At 63.1% G+C, this 13,827-nt stretch carries 11 protein-coding genes; 6 read left to right on the forward strand and 5 right to left on the reverse strand.

The genetic code is table 11. From position 1 onward, the window contains the following. The first annotated feature begins 276 nt into the window (after window positions 1-276). From IGS55_RS24175 to IGS55_RS24185, 3 genes are read left to right on the forward strand one after another with little or no spacing between them, the layout of a single operon-like run. A complete protein-coding gene (locus IGS55_RS24175) occupies window positions 277-1,389 on the forward strand; it encodes a Re/Si-specific NAD(P)(+) transhydrogenase subunit alpha (RefSeq protein ID WP_219328101.1) in 1,113 nt (370 codons plus the stop codon). A gap of 24 nt (window positions 1,390-1,413) precedes the next feature. Next, window positions 1,414-1,728 carry an NAD(P) transhydrogenase subunit alpha gene (locus IGS55_RS24180; protein ID WP_034745644.1) on the forward strand — a complete coding sequence of 105 codons (315 nt, stop codon included), beginning with the start codon at window positions 1,414-1,416 and terminating at the stop codon, window positions 1,726-1,728. A gap of 8 nt (window positions 1,729-1,736) precedes the next feature. Continuing rightward, window positions 1,737-3,191 carry an NAD(P)(+) transhydrogenase (Re/Si-specific) subunit beta gene (locus IGS55_RS24185; protein ID WP_058048033.1) on the forward strand — a complete coding sequence of 485 codons (1,455 nt, stop codon included), beginning with the start codon at window positions 1,737-1,739 and terminating at the stop codon, window positions 3,189-3,191. A gap of 131 nt (window positions 3,192-3,322) precedes the next feature. Here the strand turns inward: IGS55_RS24185 and IGS55_RS24190 are convergent, their stop codons facing one another. The 5 genes from IGS55_RS24190 to IGS55_RS24210 all read right to left on the reverse strand — a co-directional run bounded on the left by IGS55_RS24190 (window position 3,323) and on the right by IGS55_RS24210 (window position 8,838). Then, window positions 3,323-4,264 (reverse strand): GGDEF domain-containing protein, encoded by a 942-nt coding sequence (locus tag IGS55_RS24190; protein ID WP_230518225.1) that lies wholly within the window; start codon window positions 4,262-4,264, stop codon window positions 3,323-3,325. Between the two features lie 115 nt (window positions 4,265-4,379). Beyond that, window positions 4,380-5,522: a UbiH/UbiF/VisC/COQ6 family ubiquinone biosynthesis hydroxylase gene (locus IGS55_RS24195; RefSeq protein ID WP_230518224.1), complete on the reverse strand. Its 1,143-nt coding sequence runs from the start codon at window positions 5,520-5,522 to the stop codon at window positions 4,380-4,382. 9 nt (window positions 5,523-5,531) lie between these two features. Beyond that, window positions 5,532-6,854, reverse strand: coding sequence for a Xaa-Pro aminopeptidase (pepP, locus tag IGS55_RS24200; protein WP_230518283.1), 1,323 nt, complete (start codon window positions 6,852-6,854; stop codon window positions 5,532-5,534). Then, window positions 6,854-7,573 carry an N-acetylmuramate alpha-1-phosphate uridylyltransferase MurU gene (gene murU / locus IGS55_RS24205; RefSeq protein ID WP_230518223.1) on the reverse strand — a complete coding sequence of 240 codons (720 nt, stop codon included), beginning with the start codon at window positions 7,571-7,573 and terminating at the stop codon, window positions 6,854-6,856. Before murU ends, pepP begins: the two co-directional genes overlap by 1 nt. Window positions 7,574-7,770: 197 nt before the next feature. Next, window positions 7,771-8,838: an aminoglycoside phosphotransferase family protein gene (locus IGS55_RS24210; protein WP_230518222.1), complete on the reverse strand. Its 1,068-nt coding sequence runs from the start codon at window positions 8,836-8,838 to the stop codon at window positions 7,771-7,773. 99 nt (window positions 8,839-8,937) lie between these two features. Here IGS55_RS24210 and IGS55_RS24215 point away from each other — a divergent pair, with 99 nt between their 5' ends. The 3 genes from IGS55_RS24215 (at window position 8,938) to pdxA (ending at window position 13,748) form a co-directional block, all read left to right on the forward strand. After that, window positions 8,938-11,175 (forward strand): LPS-assembly protein LptD, encoded by a 2,238-nt coding sequence (locus IGS55_RS24215; RefSeq protein ID WP_230518221.1) that lies wholly within the window; start codon window positions 8,938-8,940, stop codon window positions 11,173-11,175. A gap of 103 nt (window positions 11,176-11,278) precedes the next feature. After that, the gene (locus IGS55_RS24220) at window positions 11,279-12,673 is read left to right on the forward strand and encodes a peptidylprolyl isomerase (RefSeq protein WP_223278859.1); all 1,395 of its coding nucleotides are present in this window, start codon (window positions 11,279-11,281) and stop codon (window positions 12,671-12,673) included. A 19-nt stretch (window positions 12,674-12,692) separates the two neighbouring features. Further along, window positions 12,693-13,748, forward strand: a complete 1,056-nt coding sequence (pdxA, locus tag IGS55_RS24225; RefSeq protein WP_230518220.1) for a 4-hydroxythreonine-4-phosphate dehydrogenase PdxA — start codon at window positions 12,693-12,695, stop codon at window positions 13,746-13,748. Window positions 13,749-13,827 lie beyond the last annotated feature (79 nt).

Consider the following 13,827-nt stretch of genomic DNA (forward strand, 5'->3'; position numbering starts at 1 on the left):
GGGAGCGCACTAGCATGGGGGCATAGTTGGCAAGATGGCAGGAAGCGCCCGCTAATATAGGCTTTCCCTGTGGTCAAAACAAGCGCGCACACGTGCTCGACTGTGGTGAGATTGACACACCTTTCCCACAATATGGTCGCCATACCGCATGGCGGAACAAGGATTGGTATTACGGGTAAATTAGTGTCGTACGACTAAAAGTTGCTGCTTCACAAACGTTTAACGCGCTGCTTTCCGTGTTAGATTCTAGTCAGTTTATCAATTAGCGGAGGCATCATGAGGATAGGCATACCGGCCGAAACACGGCCTGGTGAAACGCGGGTGGCGGCAACGCCCGAGACAGTCAAGAAGCTGGCAGCCAAGCATCAAGTCGTCGTGCAGTCGGGAGCGGGCCTGCAAGCCTCGATTCCCGACGACGCCTATGCCGCCGCCGGCGCGCAGATCGGTACCGCCCAGGAAGCCTATGGCTGCGCCATCGTGCTCAAGGTGCGCGCGCCCGATGCCGATGAACGGGCCCTGATGGCCAGCGGCACGGTACTGATCGGCATGTTGAACCCGTTTGATGCGGACAATATCGCCGCCATGGCCACGGCCGGCCTGTCCGCCTTCGCGCTGGAAGCCGTGCCGCGCATCACGCGCGCGCAGTCGATGGACGTGCTGTCCTCGCAGGCGAACATCGCCGGCTACAAGGCCGTGCTGGTGGCCGCGAATACCTACCAGCGCTTCATGCCGATGCTGATGACGGCGGCCGGCACCGTCAAGGCGGCCCGCGTGCTGATCATGGGCGTGGGCGTGGCAGGGCTGCAGGCGATCGCCACGGCCAAGCGCCTGGGCGCCGTCATTGAGGCCTCCGACGTGCGCCCGCCCGTCAAGGAACAAGTCGAGTCCCTGGGGGCCAAGTTCCTCGACGTGCCTTTCCTCACCGATGAAGAAAAAGAGATCGCCAAGGGTTCGGGCGGTTATGCGCGCGCCATGCCGGCCGACTGGATGCGCCGCCAGGCCGAACTCGTGCACGAACGGGCGAAACTGGCCGACATCATCATCACCACGGCGCTGATTCCCGGCCGCGCCGCGCCCGTCTTGATCTCCGAAGAAACGGTCAAGGCCATGAAACCGGGCTCCGTCATCGTCGACCTGGCCGTCGAGCAGGGCGGCAACTGTCCGCTGTCGGAACTGGGCAAGACGGTGGTCAAGCACGGCGTCTACATCGTGGGCGAGCCGAACCTGGCGACCCTGGTGGCGGCCGACGCCTCGGCCCTGTATGCGCGCAACGTGCTGGACTTTTTAAAGCTCATCATCGACAAGGACGATCAATTGCTGATCGACCGCGAGGATGAAATCATCAAGGCCAGCCTGGTGTGCGCAGGCAGCGAAATCTTACGTAAATAACGCGGCGCCGGAGAGAACAACATCATGGAAATCAGTCACACCATCACCAACCTGATCATCTTCGTGCTGGCCATTTATGTCGGCTACCACGTCGTCTGGACCGTCACGCCGGCGCTGCATACGCCGCTGATGGCCGTCACCAATGCCATTTCCGCCATCATCATCGTCGGCGCCATGCTGGCGGCCGGCCTGACCGATGGCCCGCTGGCGCAAGTGGCCGGCACCCTGGCCGTGGCGCTGGCCGCCGTCAACGTGTTCGGCGGCTTCCTCGTCACGCAGCGCATGCTCGAGATGTTCCGTAAAAAAGAACCGAAGGCCAAGCAAGGAGCAAAAGAATGAGTCACGCCATGAGCTTCGTCACCATGAACCTGGTGACGATGATGTACCTGATCGCCTCGGTGTGCTTCATCCAGGCCCTGAAAGGCCTGTCGTCGCCATCGACGGCGCGCCGCGGCAATGCCTTCGGCATGAGCGGCATGGCCATTGCCGCCGTGACCACCGTGGCGCTGATCCTGAAACTGAAGGAGCAGCAGACGGGCGGCATGGGCCTGACCCTCGTCATCATCGGCATCGTCACGGGCGGCGCCATCGGCGCCTATCTGGCGAAAACCGTGGAAATGACGAAGATGCCGGAACTGGTGGCGGCCATGCACTCGCTGATCGGCTTGGCCGCAGTGTGTATCGCCGTGGCGGCCGTGTCGGAGCCGTGGGCCTTCAATATCGCCAAGCATGGCGAGGCGCTGCCCATCGGTAACCGCTTCGAGCTGTTCATCGGTACCTTCGTCGGCGCCATCACGTTCTCCGGTTCCGTGATCGCCTTCGGCAAGCTGTCGGGCAAATACAAGTTCCGTTTGTTCCAGGGCGCGCCCGTCAGTTTCAAGGGCCAGCACATGCTCAACCTCGTGCTGGCGCTGGTGATGGTGGGACTGGGCCTGGCGTTCTGCTTCGCCGATGGCGTCGAACCCGCGTGGACGCCGTTCATCGTCATGACCCTGATCGCCTTTGCGCTGGGCGTGCTGATCATCATCCCCATCGGCGGCGCCGACATGCCGGTGGTGGTGTCGATGCTCAACAGCTACTCGGGCTGGGCCGCGGCCGGCATCGGCTTTTCGCTGAATAACTCGATGCTGATCATCGCCGGTTCGCTCGTGGGATCCTCTGGCGCGATCCTGTCGTACATCATGTGCAAGGCGATGAACCGCTCGTTCTTCAACGTCATCCTGGGCGGCTTCGGCGGCGATGCGCCAGCGGCCGGTGTGGCCGGTGCGCAGGAACAGCGTCCCGTGAAATCGGGTTCGGCCGACGATGCCGCCTTCATCATGAGCAATGCGGAAACTGTCATCATCGTGCCCGGCTATGGCCTGGCCGTGGCGCGCGCGCAGCATTCGCTGAAGGAACTGGTGGAAAAACTCACGCACAAGGGCATCACCGTCAAGTACGCGATCCACCCGGTGGCGGGGCGCATGCCGGGCCACATGAACGTGCTGCTGGCCGAGGCGGAAGTGCCGTACGACCAGGTCTTCGAGATGGAAGACATCAACGGCGAATTCGGCCAGACGGACGTGGTGCTGGTGCTGGGCGCGAACGACGTCGTCAACCCGGCGGCGAAGGACCCGAAATCGCCGATCGCCGGCATGCCGATCCTGGAAGCGTATAAAGCCAAGAGCATTATCGTCAACAAGCGCTCGATGGCGTCCGGCTATGCGGGCCTGGACAACGACCTGTTCTACCAGCCGAACACGATGATGGTGTTTGGCGATGCGAAAAAGGTGATCGAGGATATGCTCAAGGCAGTCGAATAAGCGGTATTTTTTGCCGTAGGTCGGATTAGCGGGGCAAAGCCCCGCGTAATCCGACGTATTGGGGCCAACAATGTTGTCGGATTACGGCCTTCGGCCTCGGCGGCCCCGCCTAATCCGACCTACGCTTGTCTTCAGGCTGCGACGACTTTATTGCGTCCCTGGTGCTTGGCCGCGTACAGGGCCTTGTCGGCATCCGACATGGCCGCATCCAGGGTGGCGCCGGCCGTCAGGGACGCCACGCCGATGCTGATGGTCACCTGCAGTTCGCCGCCATCGGGCAAAGGCGTGATGGCGGCGGCCACGGCGGCGCGGATGCGTTCGGCCACCCTATGCGCCTGCTGCAGGCTGGCGTCGGGGAACAGCAGGCCGAATTCTTCGCCGCCGAGGCGCGCCGCCACGTCGGTGATGCGTCCCGTGTCGCGCAGCGCCTGCGCCACCGTGCGCAGCACGGCGTCGCCCACGGCATGGCCGTAGCGGTCGTTGATCTTCTTGAAATGGTCGAGGTCGGCCACGCCCACGGTCAGGGCGGCGCCGCTGCGCGCCGCGCGCGCCATCGCCTGCTCGGCTTGCGCTTCATACGCGCGCCGGTTCGGCAGCGACGTCAGCGCATCGTGCAGCGCCTGCTGTTCCAGCTGCGCCAGCAGGCTGGCGTTTTTTGCCGCCAGTTCGCGCCGTTCGCGCACATCGAGCAAGAAGGCGCCGAAATAGCGGATGCCGTCGACCACGCCCAGGTCCATCGCCTTCATTTCGATGGGGATCATCTGCGTGTCGCGGTGGCGGATGGCGAATTCGCGTATCTTGCCCAGCACGCTGGACGTGCGCGAGCTGCGGATGTAATTGATCACGTGGTTGTCGTGCTGCGCGCCGACGGCGTCGGGCAGCAGGCCGTTCAAAGTCTGGCCCAGCAATTCCCCGCTCGCATAGCCCGACAATGCCTGCATGGCGCCATTGATATAGCGGATGCGGCAATGTTCATCAATGATGATGACGGCGTCGAGGGCGTCTTCCAGCAGGCGGGAAAAGAGCACTTCGGGAAGAGCGGCAGGCGGTGCTGCGGGCAATACATCTGTCATGGAACGGTCGCCAAAAGCCAGGTGACAGCCATTGTCGCATCCGCGGGCCGTTTATTCCATGCCGGATCGCTCGCCTGTTTCTTTTTCGCCCCAGCTCTTTCCTTATTGTTAAGCCTTATCGGCGGCCGTACATCATCAGCCCAGCCAATGCCTTGCGTGCAGGGGGGAATGCGTCCAGCAAACCCAGCGACAGGCCCAGCAAGCCTTGCGTGGGGGCGCTGCCCGTGAAGATGCGCGCCATGGTGTCGGTCACGCGCACGGTCAGCCCTCGGTCGGCCTGGCGCAGGCTGGCGTAGCGTTCCAGTCCGGCCGGGCTGCCGTCCTGCGCCAGCACGCGGGCCAGCACGGCGGCGTCGCGCAAGCCCAGGTTCAAGCCCTGTCCCGCCACCGGGTGCAGGGTTTGCGCCGCATTGCCGATGGCGACCGTGCGCGCCGTGCCGTTCGCCTGTGCGTTCAAGCCCAGCGGATAGGCCAGGCGTGGCGTCGTATGCGTAAAGCGTCCCAGGCGGCTGCCGAAGGCGGCGCCCAGGCGGGCCAGGAAAGCAGCGTCGTCCAGCGCCAGCAATTGCTCGGCGCGCGTGGGCGGCACGCACCACACGAGCGCGTAGCCATCGTCCTGCGGCAGCAGGGCCAGCGGACCTTCGTCGGTGAAGCGCTCATATGCGCGGTGGACGATGGGGTTGCTTGCGCGCACATGGGCGATGATGGCGCTTTGGCCATAGTCGCGGCTGACGGCCCGTTCCTGCTGCTGGCCGAACAGGCCGCCCTCGGCTTGCACCAACAGGCTGGCGCGCAAGCTCGACGCGGCGCCGGCCCGGTCGATCTGCACGCTGACGCCGTCGGCATCCTCCACGCTGCCCGTCACCATTGCCGGGCGCAGGCTGGCTGCGCCAAGGCGCTCGCACACGTCGGCCAGCGCGCTGACGACGGCGCCGTAACGGGCCACATAACCGAGCGCTTCGACACCATGTTCGCTGCGGTCCATCAGGCTGCGCCCGAACTGGCCGCGGCGCGAGACGTGAATTTGATGGATAGGCGTCGCGTCTACGGGCCAGGCGCCCGCTTCCTTGAGAATCTGGCGGCTGCCGTGCGACAGGGCGATGGTGCGCGGGTCGCGCCTCGCTTGTTCGATGGATTTGGCGTCGAGCAGGACGATGCCGGCGGCGCGGCTGCCGCGCTGCACCAGCAGGGCGGCCAGCGCCATGCCGACGGGGCCGGCGCCGCAGATGGCGAGATCGAAAGTGGACGGTGTATGCATGCGGCGACGTTAATCCTGTGACATCAGTTGTTCGATTTCAGCGACGCTCTTGGGCGCCGTGCTGAAGACTTCATGGCCTTGCGGCGTGACCAGCACATCGTCTTCGATGCGGATGCCCGTATGCCAGAACGGCTCCGGCACGCCCGCGCCGGGACGCACATAGATGCCCGGTTCCACCGTCAGCACCATGCCCGGTGCCAAAGCGCGCCACGGCTTGCCGGGTGCGCCCGTGTCGCGGTAGGCGCCCACGTCGTGCACGTCCATGCCCAGCCAGTGGCTGGTGCCGTGCATGTAGAAGGGCATATAGGCTTTGTCGGCGATGACGTCCTGCACGCCGCCGCTTTTTTGCCGGTCCAGCAAACCCAGGTCCAGCATGCCCTGTGCCAGTACCTGCACGGCCGCTTCGTGAATGGCGCTGTGCGGCAAGCCGGGGCGCACCATGTCCAGCGACGCCTGCTGCGCGGCCAGCACCAGTTCATACAGCGCCCGCTGCGGGCCGCTGAAACGGCCGTTGACGGGCCAGGTGCGCGTGATGTCGGAGGCGTAGCCATCGAGTTCGCAGCCGGCGTCGATCAATACCAGCTCGCCGTCTTTTAATACCGCGTTGTTGGCGCTGTAGTGCAGGATGCAGGCGTTGCCGCCGCCGGCCACGATGGAGGAATAGGCGGGAAACTGCGCGCCGCTGCGCCGGAATTCGTACAGCAGCTCCGCTTCGAGCGCATATTCGTGCATGCCGGGACGCGTGGCGCGCATGGCGCGCACGTGGGCGGCGCTGGAAATGGCGGCCGCGCGGCGCATCAGCTGCTGTTCCTCTGAGTCTTTCAGCAGACGCATGGCGTCGAGCATGCCATTGATGTCATGCGCGATGGTGGGCGCCGTGACGCCGCTGCGGGCTTTTTGCCGCACATTGTTTCGCCAGACCTTGACCTGTGCATCGAGGCTGCCGCCCAGCGCATAGTAGATGGCGGGGGCGTCGGCCAGCAGGCGCGTCATTTCCGCGTCGAGTTCCTCGATGGGGAAGGCGCTGTCAAAACCGAAGCTGGCGCGCGCCGCCTCGGGACCGTGGCGGAAACCATCCCAGATTTCGCGCTCCGTGTTCTTGGCGCGGCAAAACAGGATGGCGCGCGCGGGTGCCGTGGCGCTGGCGGCCACCAGTGCCAGCGCGCTGTCGGGTTCCGTGTAACCGCTCAGGTAATAGAAATAGCTGTCATGGCGATACGGGTAATCGCAATCGCTGTTGCGCGGCACTTCGGGCGCCGTGGCGAGGATGGCCACGCTGCCCGGCAGCATCTGCGCCAGCAGCGCCGCGCGCCTTGCCGCGTAGTTGGCCATCATGCCGCAGGCGCCTTCGCTGCCACGCCATTGAGCGCATCGAGCTGCGCCGGGGTGCCAACATTGGTCCACTCGCCAGGATAGACTTCGCCGCCCACGCGGCCCTGGTCCGCATACCGGCGCAGCAAATCGCCGAGTTTGGCGTGGCTGCCGGGCGTGATGCCGTCGAACATTTCAGGACGGTACACGCCGATATTGGCGAAGGTCCACTTGGTGTCGTCCGTATTGTTGATCGCGAACAAGGTCAGGCCGAAGTCGCCCTTCGGGTGGAAGTCGGGATTGGGCACCAGATAGGCCCAGGCGATGTCGCGCTGGTCGGCCGGGTACGGCGTGCCCAGCACGTCCTTGTCGGCCAGCACGTCGAGTACCTGCTTGAAATCGAAATACGGGCAATAGATGTCGCCGGAAATGGCGAGGAACGGTTCCTCGCCCAGCAAGTGGCGCGCCTGCGCGATGCCGCCCGCTGTTTCCAGCGGCGTGGTCTCGGGAGAGTACGCGATGCGCGCGCCGTACGCGCTGCCGTCGCCCAGGGTTTCCTCGATCAAATGGCCCAGGTGCGAATGGTTGATGACGATGTCCGTGATGCCGGCGCGCACCAGGTTCAGCACATGCCAGACGATCAGCGGACGGCCGCGCACTTTCAGCAGCGGTTTGGGACAGGTATCGGTAAGCGGACGCATCCGTTCACCGCGGCCTGCGGCAAAGATCATGGCTTTCATGGTGAGACTCGTTTTCTGTTTCGTTCGGTAAAGGTTGCGTGGCGTGAGCCGTACAATAAGTTAATTCTGCAGTAGCGACACCTGGCAAAACCGTAGCGAGCGGCAGTGATTTGTGGCCGAGAAGCGCAACCGTACTGGAGTACGGTGAGCATCGCCGGCCGCAAAGCGCGACGCGCAGCAGGTTTTGGCCGGTGTCCTCAGAAGGTATAACCGACCTGGGGCGTTTTATTCTCCAGTGCATCGAGCAAACGCACGAGTGGCTTGAGTTCCGTGTAGCGGTTGGCTGTCTTGCGCACGTAATCGAGCACGGTTGGCAGGTCGCCCATGTACAGATCCTTGCCGTCGCGGTAATTCAGGCGTGCGAACAGGCCGAGGATTTTCAGGTGGCGCTGCAGGGCCGTGAATTCGAAATCGCGGTAGAAGGCGTCGATGTCGGGATTGACTGGCAAACCCAGCTGTTTGGCGCGCTGCCAGTAGCGGATCACCCAGTCGAGCACCAGTTCTTCATCCCACTGGATATACGCGTCGCGCAGCAGCGAGGCGATGTCGTAGGTGACGGGACCGAAGACGGCGTCCTGGAAATCGAGGATGCCGGGATTCGGGATGGAGCCATCGTTGATGTGCATCAGATTGCGCGAATGGTAGTCGCGGTGCATGAATACTTGCTGCTGCGACAAGATATTCGCCGTGATGGCTTCGAAGACCTTGTCCAGTTGGGTTTGCTGCACATCCGTCAAGGTGGCGCCCAGATGCTTGCCGATAAACCATTCCGGGAACAGATTCATTTCGCGCAGGATGAAGGCGCGGTCGAATTCGGGCAAGACGTCGGGCTGGCTGGCCAGCTGGATTTTCATCAACGATTCCAGCGCTTCGGCGTACAGCACGCTGGCGTTGTCGTGGTTCAGGGCGTCGAGATACGTGGTCGTGCCCAGGTCGGACAGCAGCAGGAAGCCCTGCTCCAGGTCTTGCGCGATGATTTCGGGCACGGACACGCCGGCGCCCTTCAGCAAGCCGGCCACCTTGACAAAGGCGGGCACGTTTTCGCGCTCGGGCGGCGCATCCATGGCGATCAGTGTACTTCCTGGCAATGTTGTGTTGCCTGGCAGCACATCGAGACGGTAGTAGCGGCGGAAGCTGGCATCGCTGGAAGCGCGGCGGGCGGATTCGGGCACGACGAGGTTAAGCGAGGTCAACCAGGCTTTCAACAGGGACAGGCGAGCGTCGGCGGAGGCCGGCGCGGTGGAGGAATTGGGGGAGAATGACATTAAGCGGCCTGTGGAATCGGGTTGATGGTGCAGATTCCCATATAATAAGGGATTCAAATCAAAAAATCGCCTGTCAATGGTGCTTGCCCCTTCCAATTCATGAGCTGGTTTTCGGCCTCCCCCCCCTCGCAGCGCTGGGCTTTCGCCATCAGCGCGCTCGTTGCCGCCACGACGGTGCCTGTCCACGCCCAGAAAGCACCGCGTCCCGTGCATGTGGAAGATCCCGACGCGCCCACCGTCATGACGGCAAACAGCATGAGCGGTCGCCCCGAAAGGGAGATCAATCTCGACCGGAATGTCGTGATTGAGCGCGGAAAAACCACAAAAATGACGGCCGATACAGCTTGTTACAAACAAGTTGAAGATCAGTTCGATGCCGAGGGCCACATCAAGATGTGGCGTTTCGGCGATTACTACACGGGTGACGTCCTGAAGCTGAACATGGAGACCGGCAAGGGTTTCCTGCTCAACCCGACGTATCGCTTCGCAGTGGGCGGCGGCCAGGGCAAGGCCGAGCGCGTCGACTTCATCAATCCCGACGAAGCCAATGTTATCGACGGCACCTACAGTACCTGCGAAGGGCCGAATCCGGACTGGTACCTGAAATCGAGCACCTTGAACCTCGATACGGGCCGCGACGTGGGCACCGGCAGCAAGACCATCATCTATTTCAAGGACGTGCCGATCCTGGGCACGCCGGGCATTTCGTTTTCGTTGTCGGGTGCGCGCCGCTCGGGCTGGCTGGCGCCTACGCCGGGCTTTGCTTCGAAGAACGGTTTCGAGCTGCTGATGCCGTATTACGTGAACATCGCGCCGAACCGCGACCTGACCCTGTTCCCCCGCTACATCCAGCGGCGCGGCATCCAGCTCGGTGCGACGGGCCGCTACATGGGCGAGACGGATGCCGGCTTGTACGGCGGTGAAACGTCGTTCGAGTTTTTGCCTAACGACAAGCAAACCAAGACGAACCGCTACATGATCAAGTCCAAGCATGAGCAGGCGCTGGCCAAGGGCTGGACTTACAGCTGGGATTTGCGCGAGGCGTCCGACAATAATTACCCGAACGATTTTTCGAAAACCGTCGCCACCGCCACCGAGCGCCAGTTGCTGCGCGAATTGCGCACCGATTACCGCACCGAAGACTGGAGCCTGACGGCGCGCGTGCAGAATTACCAGGTGCTGCAGGATCCCGATCCCAACGTGGTCGTGCCGCGCCCGTATGACCGCTTGCCGGCGGTTAACTTTCATGCAGGCAAATACGACGTCTGGGGCGGTTTCGACTGGACCTTCGACGCGGAGGCGACGCGCTTCGCGCATCCGACACAGGTGCAAGGCTCGCGCCTTGTGGCCGTGCCGCAGGTGAGTTTCCCCATCATGCGCCCTGGCTACTTCATCACGCCCAAGCTGATGCTCAATGCCAGCGCGTACCAGCTCGACAATGACGCCCGGACCAAGGCGCTGTTTAAGGACACCTCGTTTACGCGCGCCGTGCCGACTTTCTCGGTCGACAGCGGCCTGGTGTTTGAACGCGACTCGAATCTGTTTGGCGCCAAGGGCGGCACGCAAACCCTGGAGCCGCGCCTGTTCTACGTCTACACGCCGTACCGCGACCAGTCGCAGTTTCCGAACTTCGATACGGCCGATGGCACGTTCAACCTGACGCAGATCTTCACGGAAAACCGTTTTGTCGGCAGCGACCGCATCGGCGACGCCAACCAGGTGACGGCCGCCGTCGTCTCGCGCTTCCTGCAATCGGACGGCACGGAGCGCATGCGTCTGACTTTCGGCCAGCGTTTCTATTTTGCCGACCAGCGCGTGCAGCTCAATTCGACGACGCCCGTCAACCAGTCGCGTTCGGATATCCTGCTGGCCGCAACGGGACGCGTGTCCGAGACTTGGACCGCCGACAGCCTGTTGCAGTACAATCCCAGCGATCGCCGCCTGATGAGCTACAACTACACCTTGCAATATCAGCCAGGGCCGAAGAAGGTATTGAATTTCAGTAACCGTTTTCAGCGTGATGTCCTGCGTAATGCGGAAGTGTCGACGCAGTGGCCGTTGACGGACCGGCTGTATGGCGTGGGCCGCATCAGTTACTCCATCAAGGATCGCAGCATGCTGGAAAGCCTGGTCGGCCTCGAATACAAGGGCGACTGCTGGGTGTTCCGCATGGGGGCGCAGCGTTTCGTGACGACGACCAAGACTGTCTCGACGCCGATCTTCTTCCAGCTGGAATTGACGGGCTTGTCGAGTGGCCTGGGCCTGGGTGCGAATGGCCTGGAAACTTTTACAAAAACCATCCCCGGTTACCAGACATTGAGCCAGCCACTCCGTTAAGATAGGCACCGTTGCCGCCGCCGGTGTTCCCGGCGCTGGCACAAACCGGTTTTTTTATTCACCTGAACTCATGAGCGCTCTACACATTATGCGTAATGCCAGTATGCACCAACTCAAAATTGCAACGGTTTTGTTGTGCGCCATTTCCGGCGCCACGACCAGTAGTGTCTGGGCGCAACAGGCTGCGCCAGCTCCTGCGGCCAAGCCCGCTGCCGCCGCCCCAGCGCCGGTCAAGGGCTTCACGCCGCCCGCGTCGAGCAGTGGCCAGACCATCGATTCCATCGCCGTCGTCGTTAATGACGATGTGATCACGCGCAATGAAGTGGCCGCCCGTATCAAGAGCGTGGAGCAGCGCATGAAGGCGCAGAACGTGCCCTTGCCCGATCCGGCCGACCTGCGTCGTCAATTGCTCGAGCGCATGATTGTTGAACGCGCACAGATGCAGCTGGCCAAGGAGATGGGCGTCCGCGTGGATGACCTGACCCTGGACCGTGCGATTGGCCGTATTGCTGAGCAGCAAAAGATGACGGTGCAAGAGCTGCGCAACCAGATGGAAAAGGAAGGCACGCCGTTTGCGGCCTTCCGCGAAGAAATCCGCGATGAAATCATCATGCAGCGCCTGCGCGAGCATGAAGTCGACGCCAAGATCCAGATTTCCGATTCCGAAGTGGATAACTTCCTGGCAGCGGAAAAAGCGGCAGCCAGCGAACAGGTGGAGCTGAACCTGGCGCAGATTCTCGTGCGCATTCCGGAAAACTCGAGCCCCGAACAGATCGCCGCGCGCCGCGCGCGCGCCGAAGAAGTCAGCCGCCAGCTGCGCACGGGCGCCGATTTCGCCAAGATGGCCGCCACCTATTCCGACGCCAGCGATGCGCTGAGCGGCGGCGATATCGGCTGGCGCAATAGCGACCGCCTGCCGCCCCTGTTCACGGAGCAATTGCTGAAATTGAAACCGGGCCAGATCACGCCTATCATCAAGAGCAACACGGGTTTCCATATCCTGAAACTGGTGGACCGCCGCAGCGCTGCCGAGGCGCAAGCCGTCGCCGCCGTGCAGCAGACGCATGCCCGCCACATCCTGCTGAAAGTGACGCCAACCCTGTCTGCGGCCGAAGCCAAGCGCAAGCTGCTGGAATTGAAGGAGCGTCTCGACAACAAGGCCGCCAAGTTCGAAGACCTGGCCCGTTTGTTCTCGAACGACGGTTCCGCGGCCAAGGGCGGCGACCTGGGCTGGCTGTATCCCGGCGACACCGTGCCGGAATTCGAAACGGCGATGAATGCGCTGAAACCGGGCGAAGTGAGCGAGCCGATCGAATCGAGCTTTGGCTTCCACCTGATCGAAGTGCTGGAACGCAAGAGCGACGACGTCTCGAAAGAGAAGCAGCGCGCTGCCGCACGCAACGCCTTGCGCGAACGCAAGCTGGAAGAAGCGACGGAAAACTGGGCGCGCGAAGTGCGCGACCGTGCTTACGTCGAATTCCGCGCGGACGACCAGTAATGCCGCTGACTGATTGCGCATGAGTAACTTGCCTGTTGCCCGCCGCCCGGCCATCGCCATTACCTGTGGTGAACCGGCCGGTGTCGGCCCGGAAATCTCAATCCGCGCCGCCTGGGCCATGCGGCATGAGGTCAACTGCATCCTGCTGGGCGACGCCGCCTTCCTGGCGCTGACGGCCAGCCTGATCGACCCGGACATCCGTCTGGCGGCGCTGTCGCTGCAAGCCGTGCGCAACAGCGGCTTGCCCCAGTTCGGACCCGGCCGCCTGGCCGTGATCGATATTCCCACCGTGAACAATGTGATTCCTGGCGTGCTGGACAAGGAAAACGGGCGTGCCGTGCTCGCCACCCTGGACGCGGCCGTGGAAGGCATCGAAGCTGGCTGGTTTGGCGCGATGGTCACGGCGCCCTTGCAAAAGAGCACGATCAACGACGCCGGCGTGGCCTTTTCCGGCCATACGGAATACCTGGCAGAAAAAACCGGCACGCCGCAAGTGGTGATGATGCTGGCCGGCGAACCCGGCCATGGCGAACCGACCCTGCGCGTGGCGCTGGCCACCACGCACCTGCCATTGAAGGACGTGTCCGCTGCCATCACCATGGACAGCCTGGCCGTCACTCTCGATATCATCCAGGCGGACCTGCAACGGAAATTCGGCATCGCCGCGCCGCGCATTCTCGTCACCGGCCTGAACCCGCACGCGGGCGAGGGCGGCTATCTGGGACGCGAGGAAATCGACGTCATCGCCCCGGCGATTGCCGCGGCGCAAGCGCGCGGCATCGATGCGCGCGGACCGTTCCCGGCCGACACCTTGTTCCAGCACAAATACCTGGCCGACGCCGACTGCGTGCTGGCCATGTACCACGACCAGGGCTTGCCCGTGCTGAAATACGCGACCTTCGGGCGCGGCATCAATATCACCCTGGGCTTGCCGCTGATACGCACTTCGGTCGACCACGGCACGGCGCTGGACCTGGCCGCGCAAGGGCTGGGGCTGGCCGATGGCCACAGCATGGAGCAAGCGCTGCAAACGGCGCTCGACATGCTGCGCGCCAGCACCCCGACCAGAGCATAGAGCGCAGGTCGGGTTGGCCGGCACGGCGCAACCCGACGCTGCCTGCTCAACTGATTCCGCCGGCCTGTGCCGGCTTTAC

The organism is Janthinobacterium sp. EB271-G4-3-2, from assembly GCF_020858035.1.
GTDB lineage: Bacteria > Pseudomonadota > Gammaproteobacteria > Burkholderiales > Burkholderiaceae_D > Janthinobacterium > Janthinobacterium aestuarii.